The organism is Aeromonas sp. HMWF016 (genome assembly GCF_963878195.1).
Classification (GTDB): Bacteria; Pseudomonadota; Gammaproteobacteria; order Enterobacterales; family Aeromonadaceae; genus Aeromonas; species Aeromonas lacus.
Window position 1 is genome coordinate 40,781 of record NZ_CAWNWX010000112.1, and the last position, 20,625, is coordinate 61,405.

Sequence of the window (20,625 nt, forward strand, 5' to 3'; positions counted from 1 at the left end):
AGCGGGATGCCGAGCGCCGCCAGCTCACGGCCCAATTCATCCACCTGCGCCAACATAAAGCGCTGACGGATAGGAGCCATTTTGTGCTGCCGCCACTGGGTAGGGGAGATGATAAAGAGCGCGGCGACCGGCTCATCACCGGCGCAGGCATGCCGTAGCGCCGGGTTGTCGGCAAGGCGCAAATCATTGCGCAACCAGACCAGCTTCATGACTTTTTCCTCCCGCGTCCGCTGGCGCCAGCCGCAACTGGTACGTCTGCCATCAGCTCGGCAAGGCTCGCCTGCCAGCCGTGAGCTTTAAGCCACTCATCATCGTAGAGACGCCCCAGCTCGCCAAACAGGCGCGTGCCGGCGGGCCACCCGGCGGCCAGCTCCTGCTTGCCAAGCCCTGCCCCCAGTAGCACCAGCCAGGGGGTGGCAGCACGCCCCTCAAGCAGGCTGGCATGGCGAGGTTCGACCGCCCCCAGCAGTTGCACCTCATAGCCCTGACCGATCAGCTCGTAAGCGGCCCAGACCAGATCGAGAGGGCCGACCTGTCCCCAGCTAGCCAGCGTGACCGGCCCCCCCTTCTCCTGCTCGATCAGGTGGCGGGCGAAGCGGGTATGGAGCCAGCCCAGCCACACCTGTTGCAGCAGCTCGCCATCGGGCCGCTCACGCCACAGTCCCAGCAGCCGCTCCACCAGCGGTTGCAGCACCCGACTGCGTACCAGCTCGAACGGGTAGCTCGCCAGCAGATCGTTGAGCTCGGCCTCCGCCTTGCGCTGATTGAAGGCGAGCAGCGCCTGGCTGAACTGTTCCAGGGTTTGCTGCCAGTGATCGCTCACCGGCTCGGAATGGGGTTCACTCAAGAGCCCCTTCACCTGCCCGATACTCACCCCCCGCTCCAGCCAGCTCAGGATCTCGCCGATCTGGCGAATATCCTGCTCGCTGTAGAGGCGGTGGCCCTTTTCGCTACGGGCCGGTTGCACCAGCCCGTAGCGGCGCTGCCAGGCGCGCAGAGTCACGGCGTTGACGCCGGTGAGACGGGATACCTCGCGAATGGGGTAGATCCCCTCATCAGCCAGAGGAGCAACTTCTTGCGATAAATCAGACATGACAACGTCCATCAAACAGAGGTGTAAAGCGCCCTGGCGCAAGCCATGCACCGGGGCAACAGAACGGATTCAGAGCCCGTAACGCAGTTTCAGCGTGTTGGGATGATGGTCGATATAGACCTGCTCGACCGCACAAAACAGCATTCTCAGAGCCCGTAGCGCAGCTTGAGCGTATCGGGGTGCGGATTGAGATAAACCTGCTCGGCGAGATAGGGATTGGGGTACTCGCGCAGGTAGTGACGGATCAGGGTGAGCGGCACCAGCAAGGGGAAGATGCCGGTGCGGTACTTGTCGATGGTATCGGCAAGCTCCTGCTTCTGGGACGGGGTCAGCACCCGCTTGAAGTAGCCCTGCAGGTGCATCAGCACATTGGTGTGGCTGCGACGGTTGGCCCGCAGGGTCAGTGCAGCCATCAACCCCTTGATGTAGTTGTCGGCCACCTCCTGCAAGTTGGCGGACTTGCCCAGATTGCCGAGCAGCTTGCCGAGCGCCCGGTAGTGGGTGGTGGCATGGGAGAGCACCAGATACTTGTAGCGGGAGTGGAAGCGGATCAGCGCCGAGGCGGTGATGCCGCGGGCGCAAAGCTGCTGCCAGTCGTGGTAGGCAAAGACCCGCAGCACGAAGTTCTCCCGCAGGATGGGATCGCACAGGCGACCATCCTCTTCGACCGGCAACAGGGGGTTGGCCTCCATCAACGCCTTGGCAAACAGGCCGATCCCCTCCTTGGCACTCCCCTCATTGTTGGCGCCATAAATTCTCACCCGCTCCATACCACAGCTGGGGGATTTGGCACAGAGGATATAACCGGAGATAAAGTCGAGCTGACGGGCTTTCTGCTCGCTGAAGGCAATCAGCTTTTCGGTGACGTCGAAGCTGCCGTTGCTCGCCTCGGCACGGATCTCGCCATGGCGCTTGACCAGCCGGATGGCGGCGCGGGGTGCCCCGAGGCCGATAGCCATCTCGGGACAGACGGGGTGATAGTCAAAGTGAGCGCCAAGATCCCGTTCGCAGAAGCTGGAGCGCTTGTGGCCCCCGTCGAAACGCACCTCTTGTCCCAGCAGGCAGGCACTGATACCGACTTTAATCTTGTACATGATGACGCTCCTTGTATAAGCATTGATTCAGTTATAGCAGTTATACAAAGAAATGGAAGTTGTATAACTATTGCCAACTGATACGACACAAGGAGAAAAAGAGGATCACCGGAAAACAAAAAAGCCCATGGCAAACGCCATGGGCAAGCACAAGACACTAAGGTACGGAAAATTAGAAGCTGTACTTCACACCCAGGCTGGAGATGGAACCCTGTTGCACATCCCACTTGCGGTAGGTGTAGTCGGCAGTCAGTGCCCAGTTCTGGTTGAGCTTGTAGGCGCCGCCCACTTTGAAGTCGTGCATATCGCCGGTCATGTTGGCGTAGCGGTAGGCAGTGGAGAGCTCGACATTGCCGATGTCGTAGCGCAGGCCCACTTCGCCGTACATGCTGCCGCTGCTTTTGCGCACAATTGCATCCCAACCCTTATTGTCAACGTTGCTCATCACCTCTCGCTCCAGGGTATAACCCATCACACCGGTTTCACCGTAGAGGTTCAGGCCAGTGCTGAGCGGGGTAAAGACACCGACACCCAAGCTACCGATGCCCATGCTGTCATTGCCGCTCTGGGCTGAGGTACCCTCGGAAAGCAAACGGCCGTAGAAGTGATCGGCAAAGGATTTGGACAAGTCCAGAGTCAAACCGCCAAAGTCACGTGAGCCACCATTATCCCGCGAGAAGTCCCCGCCGAATTGATCGGACTTGAGAAAATCAGACTTGGTGTGAGCCCAGGTAGCCGCGCCCTTGGCGTAGCTGAAAGCATCCTGTGCCAGTGCAGAGGTAGAAGCAAAACCGGCCAGAACCAGAAGGGAAACAGCGCTCTTTTTCATCTCATTAACTCCATTGATAAGCTCGTCGAGCTGGTATGGAGTCATTGTGCGAGGAAGGCATGGCGTTGCCGAGCGGCAAGCTGTTGCCAAATCATGTCAGATGTAAGCAGATATTGCGGATGATGACAGGAGTTACAAATGGCTGGCGTGAGGCTCACGCCAGCCGGTAAAAATCAGCGGAAGACGACCTCGTCGATCTCGACTCGCACCAGCGGCTGACCGGTCAATCCGGCCGGACGGGCAACCTCGAGTGCCAGTGATGGACGCTCCTGCCCCTTGCGCAGGTAGGTCTCCGGCAGACGATTCTCGGCGACCCAGAAACGGGCCTCCTGACGGGAGAGCTGTACCCCCTCCTGACTGAAGAGCGTGACCCAGCCACGGACACCAACCACATTGCGGGTACCGGTATTGCCCACCATAAAGGTAAGCATCAGGGGATCGGTCCCCTCAACCTTGTCGAGCTTGACCACAATCCCGTCGCGCGCCGCCTGTGACAGCAATTCGGGGTGTGCCTTGGCCTGATCGGTCAGCACGGGGGCCGCTACCGCGACCACTGCGCCTGCTTTCGCCCCTTCGGCCAGCGCCTTGACGGGCTCGGCCGGCTTGACCACCAGATATTCCCAGGTGAAGTCATCGTTCAGTTGCACCTGACGACCATCAGGCAGGGTCACCTGAGTAACAGGAGCAGCCTGCGCCAACACGGGCGAGAGACAGAGAGCAACCAGCAGACGGGAGAAAGATTTCATGGCATGAACACTCGGTAACGGGTGAAAGGGCGACAGTATAAACAGTCGCGCCCCTCCTTGCCTATGACGGGACTCACGTTCCCGCTGTCACAGGAACCTAGATAGCCCGGTCGTGGCGCTCTTCCTGTACCATGTCGAGGGTCACCAGATCGAACTCGGTTCCTTTGAGCGCCATCAGGATATCCGGCTGGAGATCAAAGGCCTGCGCCCGCTGGTGTTCAGGCAGACGCACCCGGGCCAGGGTCATGCCGCAATCGGAGAGGGTGTGAAAAAACACCTGCGCCTCGTCCAGCCCCATGTCGGCCAGCATCTGCTCGGCTTGATCCACCATCCGCAGGTAACGCTGCTCAAGCAACCGTGGATTGGTGAAGCGATGGCTCAGGCAGCCATTGCCCCCCTTGCCCCAGCGACCAAGTTCGCGCTTGTTGAAGCCATAGCGAAAATCCCGCCGGGTCATCTGGTTATCGGCAAAGAACCAGATAGTGTGGTCAGGCAGAGAACCGAATTCAGCCAGATACTCATCCCGCTCTTCCAGCGCCGCCGGCACCAGCAGCGGGAGATGATTCCACTTTGGATGTGCCCCCACATGTTCACGCAAGCGGCGCACCGGATCGATCAACCCCTCCATGTGGGGCAGGCGATCACAGAAGATCATTTCGTCGGTCTTGATAATCCAGTGATCGATACCGTAGCGCTGGCAGTAACGGCGGGCTCGCGCCACTTCGCTGCGGCTGCGGGTCGGATTGTCAAAGGTGATGGCATGGATCTTCACGCCGCTGGCACGGCACATGTCGATGCTGTAACAGGACTCCAGTCGCCCGGAAAAAGAGACCACGACCTCCTCAAACCCGGCCAGCCGCTCAAGCATCTGCTGCTCGCGGGCCAGGAACGCATGATCATATCCCTGATTCAATAGAACGACATTGGCACCCATGACAACAGCTCCGGCGGATCAACAACAGGTTCCGGCATTGTGCAACGGGCAAGCTGAATAGACCCTTAAAAAGGTCAGGATTTGTGGTTAAAACTTGATAATTATCTCTTGCGATTCGGCCCCGACATCCTCGTTCTGGGCATCATAAACCCGCAGCCGGGCCTGATGGATCTGGTGAGCACGAAGGAAACCCTCAGCTTGTTCCAGCGAGGTGAAGGTGAGGCGCCCTCCCTCGCTGTCGGTCAGGCAGAGGCACTCCCCTTCCGCTTCGATGCATAGTTGATAACCGCTGCCATCCTTGCAGGCGATCAGCAGGCTCGACTCAGGATAGTGACTGAGCCAATTGCGAAACCGGCCATGCTCCATAACGCTCCCAAAGGGGCATTACCCCTTGCCGGTGGCGGGCAAACAGCCCAGCTCAACCAGCTGCTGGCGGCAACTCGCCGCGTCGGTGAAGACCATGCCCCTGATGCCAAGGGCCTCTGCCGCCGCTACGTTGGCGGGGCTGTCATCGATGAAGATGCACTCTGCCGGCTTGAGATCGAACGACACCAGCAGGTAGCGATAGATATCCGGCTCCGGCTTCATCATCCGCACCCGCGCCGAGACCACCTTGCCGCTGAAAAAACGCCAGAAATCCTGATGCTGCTCCAGCCAGTCGATGCTGGCGTGCCCCATGTTGGAGAGGGCATAGAGCGAATGGCCCGCTCCGTGCAGCTCGGCCATCAAGGTTAGCATAGCGGGATCTGGCAGCAGCGAAGGAGGCACCGCCTGCAAAATCGCCAGGTTTTCTGCGGCGCTCAGGCCGGTTCTACTCTCTGCCTGACGAGCCATGGTGTGCAGCGACATGGTGCTCCGATCCACCTCCAGCCAGTCCGGGTGGTTAAAGAGCTGTTCCGCCAGCGACTCAGCCCCTTGCGGGCCACGCACCGAACGCACAATACCCACCGGATCCCAGCTCACCACCACCCGTCCCAGATCGAAAATAATCGCCATCGTCTTCACCTCCCCCATCCTGTTGATGTCGTCAAAACAGAGTCAATGGAACATCATCCATACTCATTTTCTTAACCGGATACCCTGCCCCCATCCCCGTCCGCGGGCAAGTTTTACTTGCAACAGACTGGCAAATCCCTTAATGGTTAGGGCATTACAATCAGGATTTTGACCATGCAGCCAACATTCTTCTTTGCTTTCTCGTTTATCCGGCCCGCTTGAGGGAAGGCCTGTCGTCGTGTGAGCAGCAAGCAAAGACGAATCGAGCCTCCCCTAGCGGAGGTTTTTTTTTGCATTAATATCAATCGATTACTTGGATAGGGAACAATCATGGCAACGCTCGACGAGATCAGACAAGACATCACCCGGTTGGATCAGGAGCTGCTTGCCCTGCTGGCGAAACGCAAGACCCTCAGCATCGAGGTGGCCCGAGCCAAACAGGCCAATCCCCGTCCCATCCGTGACCACCAGCGGGAGCAGGAGCTGCTGGTCGCCCTGATCCAGAAAGGGCGCGTGCTGGGGCTGGATGCCCAGTACATCACCCGCATCTACCACACCATCATCGAGGACTCGGTGCTCTCCCAGCAGGCCTATCTGCAGAGCCTGCTCAACCCGGAGCAGCAGGAGCCGATGACCAGCGTCGCCTATCTGGGGCCGCGCGGTTCCTACTCCAGCCTCGCCGCTCGCAAATATCTGGCGCGCTACAAGGATCAGGTGATCGAGGTGAACTGCCAGAACTTCCGCGAAGTGCTGGATGCGGTGGAGTCGGGCCGCGCCGCCTTTGGCGTGCTGCCCATCGAGAACACCAGCTCGGGCTCCATCAACGAAGTCTATGACGTGATGCAGCACACCAGCCTCTCCATCGTCGGCGAGCTCACCTATCCCATCGAGCACTGCATCCTGACCGCCGTACCGACCGAGCTTGGCCGCATCAAGACCTTCTATGCCCATCCACAGGTGTTCCAGCAGTGCTCCCACTATCTGAGCAAGCTGGAAGGAGCGCGCCACGAGATCTGCGACTCCTCCTCCAGCGCCATGATGAAGGTAAAAGAGCTGGCGAGCGCGGAGGCCGCGGCCATCGGCAGCGCAGCCGGCGGCGAACTGTATGGCCTGGACGTGCTGGCCGAGCAGCTTGCCAACCAGAAAGAGAACTACAGCCGCTTTATCGTAGTGGCGCGCAAGCCCATCGATGTGGCGCCGCAGATCCCGGCCAAGACCACCCTCATCATGTCCACCTCCCAGAAACCGGGTTCACTGGTGGAGGCGCTGCTGGTACTGCGCAGCCACGAGATCAACATGACCAAGCTGGAGTCCCGTCCGGTGCAGGGCAACCCGTGGGAAGAGATGTTCTATCTGGACGTCTCCGCCAACCTGCAGACCTCGGCGATGCAGGCCGCACTGGTGGAGCTGACCAAGATCACCCGCTATATCAAGGTGCTTGGCTGCTACCCGAGCGAGGATGTGAAACCCACCGCAGTGCCACCCGTGTTGATGGGTAAATAGTCGTGATGGGTAAATAGTGCCGTTGGGCAAATAACGCAGCCGGATCGGCAAGAGGCGGGCATCATGCCCGCCTCTGTTTTTTCTGCCGTCAGGGCAAGACCAAGGGCTCAGCAAGGGCCTCAGAGAAGGAAATTCGCCGCTCCGGAATCGATTTATTGTTCTAAAAAAGTAAATGAGTGGCTATTGTCATACACCATTACTTGACGATTTTGCACTATCAAACTGCCCTTGCGAGGGTCAAATTGCCCATCAAAAGCCCTCTCACACCTCCCGCGCCACCACGATGCCTCCCCCGGATAACAACAAGGCGAGCCACTGGCTCGCCTTGATGGCTCATCTGCCTACCGCTTCACATCAGAACTGACCGGCCATCAGCTGGTTGATGTTGTAGAGGGCGCGGGTATCGAGTTCCATCTCGGTGGCATAGGTGTTGCCGCGCGGATAGGAGGCCACCACCCGGGCACCGCGCACCACGCCTGCCACCGACACATCCAGCGAGTTGGAGGTCTGGGTCAGATCGCGGTAGCTGCTCTGGCCGCGCACCTGCTGGCCATTGAGCTGCTCGGCAAGTTCACGGTAAGCATCCATCTTGGAGGCACGAATGGCTTGCAGCATCTTCTCCGACTGGGAGGGGCCGGGCTGGATGTCGATCACCGCATAGCCCACCGCCTTGAGCACCGGAAAATCATCGGGCTTGCCACCCTGGGTGTAATCCATCACCCGGTTGTAGCTGCAACCCGTCAGCAAGAGAGCCAGCAGGCAACCAAACAACATCTTCATGACTCGCTCCTTATGGGGTCAGGTTGACCAGATGACCACCCGGCCGGGCCTGACTGTCACGCATCAGATAACCGCGATTGATCGATGCCCGACCAAACGAGTTGTTGGCACCGAACAGATATTTTTGCGGGATCAGGCTCTGGGCCGTGGTCTCCACCATCTTGGTGCGCATGTCGATGATGCGGGCGTTGACCAGGATCCCCTTGCTGTTGCGGCTGAAGGTGCCGACCAGAATGCGGGAGATGGGCAGTCGGGAGGAGAGCTCCTTGTAGTTGCGGCTCAGCACAAAATCCCCCTGCGGCGTCACCTTGATGCTACCGGTCAGTTTGAAGTCCACCACCACCTCGCCACGACGGTTGAGCTCGTAGATAAAGCTCTCCTCAATCTGCTGCCCCATCCAGTTGGTATCCTGCAGGGTATCGAGATCGACAAAAGAGGCTACCGCGATGGGATCGGTCAGGGTGGAGAGCGATTTGCGCTCCATCAGCTGATCGGTCATGCGTGCTACCAGCCAGTTGAGCTCCATCCCCTGCGCCGCCTGACGCGGATCACCCTGATCCCGATTGATAGGGTCGGAGCCGCAGCCAGCCAATGCCAGAGCGAGCGCCAACGCCGTGATGAATTTGTTCATGGATACCTTTCCTGTATCTGCACCTGATCTGTTATCGGACGCGTCGGCCAAACCTTGAGCCAGGAATGAGGCATGATTCTTGCTGAAAGCTTCGCTGTTGAGCCAATCTCTGGCGGATGGTCAGAAAAACGCCATCGAACAACTGTTGTGATCCATGTCGGCCCGCAATGCCCTCTTCAAGAGAAGAGGCTGCGAGTCGCCTAATCAAGGTATCTGCTATGAAATTACCGCTGCTGTTGACCCTGCTGCTGGCCAGCCTGAGCGCCCGCGCCGAGCTTATCGAAGCGCAGGGCAGTGCCGCCATTCTGGGGGGGGATGAAGTCTACGCCCGCGAACAGGCGACTCGCGATGCCCTGCGTCAGGCGCTGCTGGCCAGTGGTGCCGCCGTCTCCAGCGTCCAGCGTCTGGAAAATGGCAGCCTGCGATCCGAGCAGATCCAGATCCGCTCCGGCGGTGACATTCGCCAGTACCGCCTCAAACGGGAAGAGGTGCGCAATGGCCGCATGTACATCACCCTGGTGGCCGACATTCAGGCCGAACGCCAGATCTGCCAGACCCAACACTTCGCCAAGGATTTGACACTGGTCAGGCTACGCCTGCGCTACCCCGATCAGGCCAGCTACGGCGCCATGGACGACATGCCGGAAAATCTCTCGCGCCGGCTGTTCGAAACCCTCGCCAACGCCCAACAAGGGGTGGCGGTGCGCCAGTGGCTGGATGAAAACCTGCGCATTGATCCGCTTCACCTGCAACAGGGGGATCGCAGCGCCCTCGAGGAGATCAAGGCCCTCAGCCTTCGCACCGACAGCCAATATTTGGTGCTCGGCAGCATCGACGATCTCTCCATCGAGCCACAGGGCAACCAGCTGACCAGCTGGTTTCAGGATCCCGTCCGCAATTTTCGCATGCAGCTCTACCTGTTCGACGGCATCAACGGCAGCCTGATCAACCGCAAGGTCTATGAAGGGCGCGCCACCTGGACCTTCGGCAAACGGGATCAGGTGGGCAGCAACAGCGGCCAGTTCTGGCAATCGAGCTACGGTCAGGAGGTCAACTACCAGCTGCAGCAGGCCGCTCAGGATCTGGTGGCCCAGCTCACCTGCGCCCCGGTAACCGCCCGGGTGGTCGGCCAGAACGAACGCGGCCCCTACATCAATCTCGGCCGGCGCAACGGCGTCAAACTCGGCGACCAGTTCCGGATCCAGCACAATGCCGACTTCATCGACCCCTACGGCAAGTCCCGCATGATGCGCAACCCGGCCGACGGCCTGTTCGAGGTGGTGCAGGTATTCGACGACGGCGCCATCATCCGCAGCCAGAACAAATATTCACCGTTCAACATCCAGAACGGGGATTTGGCAGTATTGGAATAGGAATCAAGGGTTTAAAAGGGAGTTGCTTCTTGTATAATGCCCGCCACAAGGCTCCCGTAGCTCAGTAGGATAGAGCGGTCCCCTCCTAAGGGACAGGCCACTGGTTCGACTCCAGTCGGGAGCGCCATATAAAACAAGGGGTTGGCATCATCATGGTGCCAGCCCCTTGGTCGTTTTTAGCGACAGCAAATCCTTTCTCCCCCATCCGTTATTGCCCTCTGCTTTCCGCATTCTGGGCTTGCACTCTCTCTGATAGACTGGCTCTCTTTGGCTGGGCCCCGAGCCCAAAGCCAGCAGCTTCATCTTGCAAAGGAGTGTTGGATGTCCGGTTGTTCCTGGTGGGATAGATCCACCGGTTTTGCCTTGCTGACCATTGTGCTGTGGGCTTCGCTGGCGGCACTGACGTCGCGTATTGTCAGCGTGTCACCGCTCGTTCTGGTGGGACTGGTGCTGTTTTTCTGCGGGGCCGGTGCCTTGCCGTTCTGGCGCCAGTGGCGGGCCAGCCCGCTCACCTGGCTGATTACCATCACAGCCCTGCTCTTTTATCATCTGCTGCTTTTTATGAGCTTTCGCCACGCCCCGGTGCTTGAAGCCAACCTCATCAACTACCTCTGGCCGCTCTGCATCATCCTCTTCACCCCGCTGTTGCTGCCAAATCATCCCCTCCACCTTCGCCACATTCTGGCAGGGATCTGCGGTCTGGCTGGCTCCATGCTGGTGATGGTCGATGGCGAGCTGCAACTGCAGCAAGCCTATCTGCCCGGCTATCTGCTAGCGCTGGGTGCAGCCATCATCTGGGGCGCCTACTCGGTACTGTCGCGTCGTCTACCACCGGCGCCTGCCGTGGTCACTGCAGCAGCCTGTCTGCCGGCCGGCGTGCTGGCTCTGCTGCTCGCCCATCTGCTGGAGGGGCCTCTGCCACTGGCACAGATCCAGGCCAGCGACTGGAGCCTCATCATCGGGCTGGCCCTTGGCCCCATGGGGGCGGCCTTCGTTACCTGGTACCTGGCACTGCGAGACGGCGATCCGCGCCGGATCGGCGCCCTTGCCTACCTGACCCCGCTACTGAGTACCTTGCTGCTGGTGACATTGAACGGAGAGGAGCTGACCTCGCGCCATCTGCTGGCTGGCGCCCTGATCATGGGCGGCGCCCTGATCGGCATGCGGAGCAAAAAAGCGCCTTCAGCTATTTCTACCGCCCGCTAACCCCTGCTGCACTGGCAAAAATCGATGCGGTAAAAATGGTGTCATAAAAACGCCATCACTCCCCGTTAGGCTCAGGCCATGCCCCATGGATGGTCTACAGCTGACAGGAACAACATCGTGAAAATTGCCCACTACGTCACCCTCTCCTCCTTTGTTCTACTGCTGGTCGCGGGAGGCGAGGCGCTGGCGCTCTACCGGGGGTGGCAACAGCTGGCACAGACCGAGCAGACTCAACGACAACATGAGGCGCTGCAACAACAGGTCACGGTCGCGTTGCAAAACAGCCTGCGTGACTACCTCGCCGCAGGCGATCCCCAGCAACTGGCCGCCGCAGAGAAGATCCGCACACAGGTTCTGGTTGCGCTGGCAAATCAGCCACAAGAGATAGCCGCCCCTCTGCAGCATCAGCTGGAGGAGATGGGCAAGCGCATCGAGCACGACTATCAGGCGGCGGGCAAGCTCTCCGGCAACAGCCAGTTGCTGTTGCAAAATGCCGAGAACGAGATCGCCAGTCAGGCGCTGGCTATGCTGCGCTACGGAGAACAGGGTGAAGGCGGGGAACAGGCCGATGCTGCCCGGCAATACCGCTTGGCAGCCTCGGAGATTCTGGCCAGCCTGTCGCAGCTCGGTCACCAGCGCCAAAGCTACATGGAGCAGGGAAGCAGCAAACTGCTGGAAGGGCTCACTCTCGAACTGGAAGGGATGGCGAAGCAGGCGAACCAGCTGCAAGCTCTGCCACTGCTCGGCATCTATGAACAGCCAGCGGCGGACGAATTCACTCTGGGAGAGCCTGAACGCAAGGAGATAGGTGATCAGCCGCGCAGCGAGGTGCAATCACTCATCAAGCGCTATCCACAGGAGCTGGCCAACAGCCGCATGGCGCTGCAGCAACAGCAGGCTGCCCGCCATGCCGTGCAGCAGGATATCAGCCGGATGGTGCAGCTCACCCGCGAGATGGGCGACACGATTGCCAGCGAACGGCAAGCCGTCAACCAGAGACTGGCCACTATACTCGGCACGCTGGCGCTGATCCTGGTGGCGGTAGCCCTCCTTTTTGCGCTGGTGCAGCGCCGCTGGCTGCTTGCCCCCTTGCTGCGCTTGCGTCACGCCTTTCTGCAGCTGGATAACACCGGGCAAGCGGAACCCTTGCCTGCTGCTGGCGAGCACAACGAGCTGGGAGACATAGTCGCCAGCTACAACCGCCTGATTGGCCGCCTGCAACAGGATCAGCAGCAGAAAGCGGGGCAACTCTCGGCGGTTTCAACCAGCCTGCAGGGGATGGTGAGCCAGGTAGAGGAGATCCACCAGAGCACCCGCACCACCGAGCAGGTCGTCGATGAAAGCGGCCAGATGATGGGAGAACTCAATCAGCTGGCTGGCGAGGTGCATCAGGTAGCGGCCGAGATAGCCCGCCATGCCAGCCACAACGAACAGGCCATGAGCCAGAGTGAAGGACTGGTTGGCAGCATGCTGCATGCGACCACCCAGACCGGACTTGCCATCGACGAGAGCGGCGAAGCACTGCAGGCGCTCAAACGCTCGGTCAGCGACGTGACCGCCATCGTCGACGTGATTGGCCACATCGCCCAGCAGACCAACCTGCTGGCCCTCAATGCTGCCATCGAAGCCGCCCGTGCCGGCGAGCAGGGGCGCGGTTTTGCCGTGGTAGCCGATGAGGTGCGCCATCTCTCTGCCAACACCCAGCGCTCGCTCAACCAGATCACCGAGATCCTCGGGCGACTGACCCAGTCAGGCAACCAGCTTGGAACCGTGCTCGACCGCATCACCAGCGAGGCAAACAGCCAGCGCGAGCAGGCCGAGCGACTCCGGGAAACCACCCAGGCCGTGCGGGAGATAGCCCGCAATACCGCAGTGATCGCCCTGCAAGGCGCCGACAATGCCAAAAGTCAGGAGCACAAACTGGCCAGCTTTGCCGACCTGATCGCCCGCATTCATCAGCATGCCAGTCAGGTCAACCAGCTCTCGGTGCAGGTCTCCTCCCACATTCACTATCAGGCCCGCCAGATCCCGCTGATCCTGGGTCAGCCAAATTGAATATTGCGCGCTAACAGCCCCGCCCCTCTCTCGCCTGTCAGCGGGAGAGTTTTTTTGTTGCGCAAAATTATCTGTTACCTGCAGGTTAATATTGACCACAGACAGGCCGTCGCCCTGCTCGCACCCCACCTCATTCTGCAACCCATTGAAAATGGCTCTCATGGCCGCATGACGTGGAATGAGAGCCCTTCGCCTCGACGCAATGAATATTTGCACTCTGTCATACTTTTGAAACTTGGCGGGAACTTTTCATTGATATTTCGCACCGCGAACGTACTCTTGTGATTGTCCGATAGCCAAGAATCGGAACATAAAAATACAAAGAGTGATGAACAGAACTGCAGTGCCACAGATGTGCCAAGACATCGGGGTCGCAGACATCAAACTGAACGATTTTTTGCCCTGCGGGGTTTTGATTGCAATGCCAATACCGAGCGGTAGGCCAGATGCCGACTGCCGGAACAAAAAAGCTAAGTCCATAAAATCAGGAGCAATACAAAATGGAAAAAGTGATCTTCAAGCGCGCCGCGTTGAGTGCCGCTGTGGTAGCCGCTCTGGTAGCACCCGGTATGGCATTGGCAGCTCAGGACATGATGAGCCCAACCTACGGCAAATCCTACGAAGCCTTCGTCAATGATTCCAAGCTGACTGGTGGTATTTTCTACTTCCAGCGTGAACGTGACCGCAAACAGGGCCAAGAAGCCCACTACGATGACGATGGCAAATATGTACCTGCCCAAGATGGCAAGTATCATACCAACCTCAGCCACTCTACTGCACAGGTAGCACTGAACTTCAACTCCGGCTATGCATGGGACATGATCGGTGTTGATGTAGGTGGCTTCGCTGCTGCCAACCTTGCTGTTGACGAAAGCAACGGTGTCAACGAAGAGAACGAGTTCTCCTTCTGGGGCAACAGCTGGTCACAAGGGGATGGTCTCTCCGAAAATGGTGCCAGTCTCTCCAATGCTGCTTTGAAACTGAAATTCCTGGACGGAGCACTGACTGCCAAGGGTGGTTTGACCCAGCTCTATGTTCCGGGCGTAATGGGTGTTAACTGGTCCTATCAGCCAGGTACCTATCGTGGTGGCCAGATTGAAGGCAACTTCGGCGGCCTCTACCTGACCTATGCCATCGCTGACGAGTACAAGGCCCCCTGGTTCAAAGATACCAACGGCTTCTCCAAAGCTGGCAACTACGCCGGTGCTGCTACCCAGTACTCTGATGAAAACCAGATCGACTACATCCACGCCCTGGCTGCTCGCTATACCTTTGAGAATGGCACTGCCGTTACCGGCTCTTTCGGTCAGTCTGAAGGCTACATGGACAGCTACCACTTCAAACTGGCTCACAAGTTTGACGTGCTGGGTGGCCTCACCACCAGTTATCAGTTCTACGGTTCCGAAACTGACAACACTGACTATGACGGTCTTGCATGGCAGCAAGCTCTGACTGCCGCTTGGGCCATGGGTCCTTATGGTTTCCGCCTGGAAGGCTTGTGGACTAAAGCTGAAGGTGACATGGGGAACTACCTGCCCCGTCTGACCAAAGGCTACGGCAACTCCCAGGGTGCCAACGAAATTTGGTGGGACTCCCGCTCAGACTGGAACGAAAACAACGAGAAAGCACTGTTTGCCGGTGTAACTCGCTCTCTGGATGATCTGGTAGGTGCCCCTGGCTGGTCTGTTGGTGTATCCGGTGCCTATGGCTGGGATGCCGAAAATGGCAATAGCACCCGTGTGGATGGCAAAGAGTGGGCAGCCAACTTTGACGTCATGTATACCGTGCAGGATGGCAAGTTGAAAGGCACTCTGTTCAAACTGCACTACACCGATTACAACAACATGCAGGATGAGAAAGGAAACTGGTACTATCCGAACATGTTCCAATCCGAACACGACGTCAAATTCCACATCATCATGCCGTTTACCATCATGTAATCAGGCAATACGATGTCAGCAAACCGGGCCACTTGGCCCGGTTTTCTTTTCCCCGATCAGCAGGTTAACATGCTGACAGACTCCCACTTTCCATCCGTCGCCCCTCTCACAAGGATCTCCCTATGCCCCGATTTGTTCTTGTCACCGGATGTTCCAGCGGGATTGGTCTGGCTGCCGCGCAGGCGCTGGGTCAGCACGGCTTTACCGTGATCGCATCGGCACGCAAGGCAGAGGATGTGGAACGCTTGCAGCAGCAGGGGTTGCTGGCAGTACAGCTGGATCTGGCGGATCCCGCCTCCATCGAACTCGGAGCCAGTGCTGCACTCCATCTTGCTGGAGGTCGCCTCTATGGCCTGTTCAACAACGGCGCTTATGGCCAACCGGGGGCGCTGGAAGATCTGCCCACCGAGGCACTACGCGAGCAGTTCAACACCAACCTGTTTGGCTGGCATCACCTCATTCGTCAGGTGCTGCCCGCCATGCTGGAGGCCAGAGAGGGGCGGATCGTGCAAAACAGCTCGGTGCTGGGGCTGGTCGCCATGAAATATCGCGGCGCCTACAACGCCAGCAAGTTTGCGCTGGAGGGTTACTCGGATACCCTGCGCCTCGAGCTGGCCGGCAGCGGCGTCCATATCAGCCTGATTGAGCCGGGCCCCATCGATACCCGTTTTCGGGCCAATGCCCGCGCCGCCTTTCTGCGCCATATCGACCCGACCAAGAGTCGCCATCAGGCTGCCTACCAGCAGACCCTCAACCGGCTGGAGCGCGAGGGCGGCGCCCGCGGCTTTACCCTGCCAAGCGAAGCCTGTCTGCCACCACTGATCCATGCACTGACCAGCGCTCGCCCCAAAGCGCGCTATCCGGTCACCACCCCGACCAGAATTTTTGCCCTGCTAAGACGGATCCTGCCCACTCGCTGGCTCGACAAGCTATTGGCAAAGTCAGCCTGATCCCTTGCGCTGGCGACGACCTGCATCGCCTCGCTCAATAGTGCTCGCCATTGCTGTAGTAGGCGCCTTTATCGATGGGGAAAACCTGCACTACCACATAGGTTTGTTCCCCCAACGCCGCCTTCAGATGGCGGGTGATAAGGCCTGCTGCCGCATCCTGCAGCTCCTGCGGCCTGGCAAACCAGTGCAGCTCGACAAACGGAAAACCTGACTCCAGTTCACCGTCACGAACCCAGTGGCTCTCGACCCGTTCCATGGTGACGAACTCCGGCTTACCACCAGTGAGGGCACAGAGATCCGCAAGCAGTGGCGCGCTGATCTCCTTGAGGGTATCGAGTGAAACGGCACGAAAACGAAGATGGGGCATGGCAAACCTCTTGGCTATCGGAAATGAGCACTTATCATAGAGTCTCCTGCGATGAAAAGAAGTCACCAGCCCGGATAAGGATCACCATGAAATTCCAGCGCTCCCTGTTTGCCTTTCTACTCTGCCTGCTGCTGCCGCTCAGCGCCTTTGCCGATCCCGCCTTCTACAAGATCAGCAAGGGCAACCAGCAACACTGGCTGCTGGGCTCCATTCATGCGGGCAAGCCCTCCCTCTATCCGCTACCGGAAGCTGTCGAACGGGCCTGGCTGCAGAGCCGTGTACTGGTGATGGAAGTCGACATGAACAGCATCACGCAAGAGCAGTGGCAAGAGATGGGCTCTCTCACCCGCCTGGTAGATGGCAAGGCACTCAAAGAGCATCTGCCTGCCGAGCTCTACCAGCGCACCCTGATGGCTGGCGCGCGTCTTGGCCTCAATGAAGCTGCGCTCGCCCCGCTGCGCCCCTGGTTTGTTGCCATCACCCTGACGCAGGCCGCCATGGCCCGCTCCGACTTCAAGAGCGAGCTCGGGATAGATCAACACTTTGCCGCACTGGCCGCCAAAGAGGGCAAACCCGTGGTGGGCTTCGAGACCCTGCTGGAGCAGCTCGGCTATCTTGCCAGCGTGGGTGACAACCAGACCCTGATGCTCTCCAGCACCCTCGACGAACTGCCAATGCTCGACACCGGCTTCGCCGCCGTGATGAAGGCGTGGCAGCAAGGGGACGAGGCAACGCTTATCAATCTGCTCAAGGAGGAGATGGCACCGCCCGCCCTGCAGAGCTGGATGGAGCAAACCCTGCTGGCAGAGCGCAACCACAACTGGCTGGCAAAGTGGCAGACCCTGCCCAACGAGAGCTTTATTGTGGTCGGCGCGCTGCATCTTTACGGCGAGCAGGGACTGCTGGCGCTGCTGGAGCAGCAGGGGTGGCGCGTCACTCTGCTGACCACGCCAACCGTGCTGCAAAGCACCAAATAAGGATTCGAGTGAGATTCATCACAGTTTGTCACTGGTCATAAAACAATCTCATAGGGAGTTGATCGGGATCATCTCCCTGCAGATAAAGGGGTATTTATGATGCCTGTCATCCACCGGGTGACAGGAGCAATGAAATGGACTTTTGGCTGGATCTGATGTTTGGCAACAGCGTGGGCTTGATGTCGATGATGGTGATTATCGGCACCTTCATCCTGATCAGCTCTTACGCTGCCTACTTCATCTACAAGGTGATGCACTCGCAACCACCCAAAGCAGAGAAGTAACCCCCACAGGCGGCAGCAACTGGCCGCCTGTTTCGTCTCCGGCCCCCGGTTCATCCCTCCCCGCGCTATTAAACCGGACGATCGTTTTGCGGATCGGCTGGCACCGCTATAATGTCCCCCACTTTGTTTCATATGGGGAGCCTGCCGTGTCACATAGCGACGAACTCTCGCTTTTTCTGAATGAAGTGGCCGATGTCAGGCCCATTCGCAGCGACAATATCCATCCCCAGGGGGGAAAATCCGCCCCGACAGAAGCTCAGCTGGCCCGTCGTCAGGCCGCCACTGCCGAGCAGCTGGCGCTCGATCACCTCACCATGGAGGCGATCGAGATGCTCGACCCGCACGAGATCACCGGCTTCAAGCGCGATGGCGTACAAGAAGGGGTCTACAAAAAGCTGCGGCTCGGCAAATACGAACTACAGGCAAGCCTGGACCTGCACCAGAAAACGCTCAATGAAGCGCGCCAGACGCTGGTGCAGTTCATCACCGATTGCGAGCAGCGCGATATCCGCTGCCTGCTGATCCTGCACGGCAAGGGGGAGCGCAGCACGCCGCGCGCCCTGCTGAAAAGCTATGTCAGCGCCTGGCTGCCGCAGTTGCCGGCGGTAATGGCCATCCACAGCGCCGAGCGCCGCCACGGCGGCAGCGGTGCCCTCTATGTGCTGCTGCGCAAGAGCGAGCGCAAGAAAGCGGAAAACCGCGAACGCCACCAGAAGCGCCTCGGCTGATCCCGGGCGCCCGTCAGGGACGATCACAAGGACAACACCATGTCATACCAGAAACTTGAACAGCACCAGCAACAGCTACACCGCCTCAACCACCTCTCCGCCATCTGTGGCTGGGATCGCGCTGCCATGATGCCGGAAGGGGGCAATGAGGCGCGTGCCGAAGCGCTGGCCGAGCTCGGCCTCATCATCCACCACAAGCGCACAGCCCCGGAACTTGGCGACTGGATTGCCAAGGCAGAGAGCGAGCAGCTGGACGAGGTGCAGCGCGCCAACCTGCGCGAAATCAAGCGCCAGTGGCAGGATGCCAGCCTGCTGCCCGGCGAGCTGGTCGAGGCGCTGTCGCTCGCCGGCAGCAAGTGCGAGCACGCCTGGCGCAGCCAGCGCAAAAACAACGACTGGGCCGGTTTTTCCCCCAATCTCGAAGAGGTGGTGAAGCTCTCCCGCGAGGTGGCACGTTTGCGGGCAGACAAGCTCGGCGTGCGCCCCTACGACGCCATGCTGGCACTCTATGAGCCGGGCATGACCAGCGAGCGGCTGGATCAGATCTTCGGCGATCTCGCCCGCTGGCTGCCGCCCCTTATCCAGCAGGTCAGCGAGCGGCAGAAGGAAGAGTCCGTACTGCTGCCGCAAGGCCCCTTCCCCATCGCCGCCCAGCAGGCGCTCGGTCAGGAGGTAATGGGGCTGCTCGGTTTTGACTTTGCCCACGGCCGGCTCGATGTGAGCAGTCACCCCTTCTGCGGCGGTGTACCGACCGATGTGCGCATCACCACCCGATACAACGAGCAGGAGTTCATCTCCAGCCTGATGGGCATAGTCCATGAAACCGGCCACGCCCGTTACGAGCAAGGCTTGCCACGCCAGCTGTCGGGGCAGCCGGTTGCCGAGGCGCGCTCCATGGCGATTCACGAGAGCCAGAGCCTGTTTTGCGAGATGCAGCTCGGCCACGATCCCGCCTTCCTCTCGTTGCTGGCGCCCCATATTCGCGCCCATTTCGGCGATCAGCCGGCCCTGAGCCCGACCAATCTCGCCAGACTCTACAGCCGGGTCGAACCCGGTTTTATCCGGGTCGATGCGGATGAGGTGACCTATCCTGCCCACGTCATCCTGCGCTACGAGCTGGAGCGCGATCTGATAGAAGGGCGGATCGAAGTAGCAGACATCCCCGAACTGTGGGATGCGAAGATGCAGCAGTGGCTGGGGCTCTCCACCAAGGGCAACTACCGCAATGGCTGCATGCAGGATATCCACTGGACTGACGGTTCCTTCGGCTACTTCCCGAGCTACACGCTCGGCGCCATGTATGCCGCGCAGCTGCGCTTTGCGCTGGAGAAAGAGCTCGGCAGCATGAGTGAGGTGATCGCCGCAGGCCGCCTGCCGGAGATCTTCGCCTGGCTCGGCCGCCATATCTGGTCGCAGGGTAGCAGCTACAGCACGGATGAGCTGATCAGCCGCGCTACCGGCGAGGCGCTGAACCCGCACTGGCTGCGCCAGCATCTGGAACAGCGCTATCTGAGGTGACAGCAATAAAAAACGGGGCGACAAGGCCCCGTTTTTTATTGGCAAACGATCCGTGTCAGAGTGGATCCTGCGCGTTCAAAAACTCGCGCAGTTGCAAGATGTTACCCTCCGGGTCAAACGCATTGCGCACCACGAACCCAGGCCCGGACCACTGCTGCGGCAGCAAGCCGCCACCGAGATCCGCCGCTTTCGCCTCCGCCCACGCAAGGCTTGGCACGGTAAAGAAGAGCTTGATGGCCCCCTGCTCGCGCAGCGCTGGCGGCGTTGTAATAACGACCTGTCCGATATAGGGCTCGGGGATGGCATGCACAAGCAGCTGGATGTCACCGTTCTCCAGCACGATCAGCTGCTCGCTCTGACTGCGGATCTCCATCTGCAGCAAGGTTCGATAAAAGTGGCTCAGCAAGCCCGGTTCCCTGGCGTAGATCAGGGCGCCGGCACGGGCGGGACCTGGCATAGTGCAATCCTCGGTGATAAAGGCCCAACCACCTTCGCACAGTTGCGCATGACCTTCACCTGTTTCAGCGCACATTCCGCGCAAACTTAATTGCTATCTCTGTCCGTTTCTGGCTAGTCATCACCCGCGATCCTGCTTAGTCTCTCACTCATCCCTTTTGTGCC

General features: G+C 59.4%; 22 protein-coding genes, 1 tRNA gene and 1 other annotated feature. Of the genes, 11 read left to right on the plus strand and 12 right to left on the minus strand.

Annotated features, from left to right (window positions below):
* The 8 genes from AACS24_RS19095 to AACS24_RS19130 all read right to left on the minus strand — a co-directional run.
* Positions 1–209 (minus strand): deoxyribodipyrimidine photo-lyase (locus tag AACS24_RS19095; RefSeq protein WP_258223000.1); only part of this gene is annotated, 209 nt, incomplete at its 3' end.
* Complete coding sequence (locus AACS24_RS19100; protein WP_108571668.1) at positions 206–1,093, minus strand: MerR family transcriptional regulator; 888 nt, start codon at positions 1,091–1,093, stop codon at positions 206–208. The genes AACS24_RS19100 and AACS24_RS19095, both read right to left, overlap by 4 nt.
* Before the next feature lie 146 nt (positions 1,094–1,239).
* Positions 1,240–2,187, minus strand: coding sequence for a YbgA family protein (locus AACS24_RS19105; protein ID WP_108571669.1), 948 nt, complete (start codon positions 2,185–2,187; stop codon positions 1,240–1,242).
* Between the two features lie 172 nt (positions 2,188–2,359).
* A complete protein-coding gene (locus AACS24_RS19110; RefSeq protein ID WP_108571670.1) occupies positions 2,360–3,016 on the minus strand; it encodes an autotransporter outer membrane beta-barrel domain-containing protein in 657 nt (218 codons plus the stop codon).
* Between the two features lie 173 nt (positions 3,017–3,189).
* Positions 3,190–3,762 carry a DUF3157 family protein gene (locus AACS24_RS19115; protein WP_108571671.1) on the minus strand — a complete coding sequence of 191 codons (573 nt, stop codon included), beginning with the start codon at positions 3,760–3,762 and terminating at the stop codon, positions 3,190–3,192.
* A gap of 97 nt (positions 3,763–3,859) precedes the next feature.
* Positions 3,860–4,696 carry a 7-cyano-7-deazaguanine synthase gene (locus tag AACS24_RS19120; protein ID WP_033114195.1) on the minus strand — a complete coding sequence of 279 codons (837 nt, stop codon included), beginning with the start codon at positions 4,694–4,696 and terminating at the stop codon, positions 3,860–3,862.
* Between the two features lie 87 nt (positions 4,697–4,783).
* A complete protein-coding gene (locus AACS24_RS19125) occupies positions 4,784–5,062 on the minus strand; it encodes a DUF6482 family protein (protein WP_033114194.1) in 279 nt (92 codons plus the stop codon).
* 18 nt (positions 5,063–5,080) lie between these two features.
* A complete protein-coding gene (locus AACS24_RS19130) occupies positions 5,081–5,692 on the minus strand; it encodes an HAD family hydrolase (protein ID WP_108571672.1) in 612 nt (203 codons plus the stop codon).
* Positions 5,693–5,862: 170 nt separating this feature from the next.
* Positions 5,863–5,984: a sequence feature (Phe leader region), on the plus strand.
* Between the two features lie 38 nt (positions 5,985–6,022).
* On the opposite strand from AACS24_RS19130, the gene pheA reads away from it, so the two are divergent.
* The gene (gene pheA / locus AACS24_RS19135) at positions 6,023–7,195 is read left to right on the plus strand and encodes a prephenate dehydratase (RefSeq protein ID WP_108571673.1); all 1,173 of its coding nucleotides are present in this window, start codon (positions 6,023–6,025) and stop codon (positions 7,193–7,195) included.
* Between the two features lie 354 nt (positions 7,196–7,549).
* On the opposite strand, the gene AACS24_RS19140 is transcribed toward pheA, so the two are convergent.
* On the minus strand, positions 7,550–7,975 hold the full coding sequence (locus tag AACS24_RS19140; protein WP_033114192.1) for an LPP20 family lipoprotein: 426 nt from the start codon (positions 7,973–7,975) through the stop codon (positions 7,550–7,552).
* Positions 7,976–7,985: 10 nt separating this feature from the next.
* Positions 7,986–8,606: a FlgO family outer membrane protein gene (locus AACS24_RS19145; RefSeq protein ID WP_181364235.1), complete on the minus strand. Its 621-nt coding sequence runs from the start codon at positions 8,604–8,606 to the stop codon at positions 7,986–7,988.
* Positions 8,607–8,824: 218 nt separating this feature from the next.
* On the opposite strand from AACS24_RS19145, the gene AACS24_RS19150 reads away from it, so the two are divergent.
* From AACS24_RS19150 to AACS24_RS19175, 6 genes are all read left to right on the plus strand, one after another.
* Positions 8,825–9,979 (plus strand): flagella assembly protein FlgT, encoded by a 1,155-nt coding sequence (locus AACS24_RS19150; RefSeq protein ID WP_108571675.1) that lies wholly within the window; start codon positions 8,825–8,827, stop codon positions 9,977–9,979.
* A 50-nt stretch (positions 9,980–10,029) separates the two neighbouring features.
* A tRNA-Arg gene (locus AACS24_RS19155) sits at positions 10,030–10,106 on the plus strand.
* A 194-nt stretch (positions 10,107–10,300) separates the two neighbouring features.
* Positions 10,301–11,185, plus strand: coding sequence for a DMT family transporter (locus AACS24_RS19160; RefSeq protein ID WP_108571676.1), 885 nt, complete (start codon positions 10,301–10,303; stop codon positions 11,183–11,185).
* A 117-nt stretch (positions 11,186–11,302) separates the two neighbouring features.
* Positions 11,303–13,240 (plus strand): methyl-accepting chemotaxis protein, encoded by a 1,938-nt coding sequence (locus AACS24_RS19165; protein WP_108571677.1) that lies wholly within the window; start codon positions 11,303–11,305, stop codon positions 13,238–13,240.
* A 500-nt stretch (positions 13,241–13,740) separates the two neighbouring features.
* Entirely contained in the window at positions 13,741–15,180 is a 1,440-nt protein-coding gene (locus AACS24_RS19170; protein WP_033114187.1) for an OprD family outer membrane porin, read from the plus strand.
* A gap of 122 nt (positions 15,181–15,302) precedes the next feature.
* Positions 15,303–16,130 carry an SDR family oxidoreductase gene (locus AACS24_RS19175; RefSeq protein WP_033114186.1) on the plus strand — a complete coding sequence of 276 codons (828 nt, stop codon included), beginning with the start codon at positions 15,303–15,305 and terminating at the stop codon, positions 16,128–16,130.
* A 34-nt stretch (positions 16,131–16,164) separates the two neighbouring features.
* Here AACS24_RS19175 and AACS24_RS19180 read toward each other — a convergent pair whose 3' ends face one another.
* Complete coding sequence (locus AACS24_RS19180; protein WP_108571678.1) at positions 16,165–16,497, minus strand: DUF1904 family protein; 333 nt, start codon at positions 16,495–16,497, stop codon at positions 16,165–16,167.
* Between the two features lie 86 nt (positions 16,498–16,583).
* Between AACS24_RS19180 and AACS24_RS19185 the strand changes: the two genes are divergently transcribed.
* The 4 genes from AACS24_RS19185 (at position 16,584) to AACS24_RS19200 (ending at position 20,004) form a co-directional block, all read left to right on the plus strand.
* Positions 16,584–17,474: a TraB/GumN family protein gene (locus AACS24_RS19185; RefSeq protein WP_108571679.1), complete on the plus strand. Its 891-nt coding sequence runs from the start codon at positions 16,584–16,586 to the stop codon at positions 17,472–17,474.
* A gap of 134 nt (positions 17,475–17,608) precedes the next feature.
* The gene (locus AACS24_RS19190; RefSeq protein ID WP_071912328.1) at positions 17,609–17,758 is read left to right on the plus strand and encodes a DUF3149 domain-containing protein; all 150 of its coding nucleotides are present in this window, start codon (positions 17,609–17,611) and stop codon (positions 17,756–17,758) included.
* 146 nt (positions 17,759–17,904) lie between these two features.
* A complete protein-coding gene (gene smrA / locus AACS24_RS19195; protein WP_108571680.1) occupies positions 17,905–18,486 on the plus strand; it encodes a DNA endonuclease SmrA in 582 nt (193 codons plus the stop codon).
* Positions 18,487–18,525: 39 nt separating this feature from the next.
* The gene (locus AACS24_RS19200) at positions 18,526–20,004 is read left to right on the plus strand and encodes a carboxypeptidase M32 (RefSeq protein WP_108571681.1); all 1,479 of its coding nucleotides are present in this window, start codon (positions 18,526–18,528) and stop codon (positions 20,002–20,004) included.
* A gap of 55 nt (positions 20,005–20,059) precedes the next feature.
* Here the strand turns inward: AACS24_RS19200 and AACS24_RS19205 are convergent, their stop codons facing one another.
* On the minus strand, positions 20,060–20,461 hold the full coding sequence (locus AACS24_RS19205) for a VOC family protein (RefSeq protein ID WP_033114181.1): 402 nt from the start codon (positions 20,459–20,461) through the stop codon (positions 20,060–20,062).
* Between the last annotated feature and the right edge of the window lie 164 nt (positions 20,462–20,625).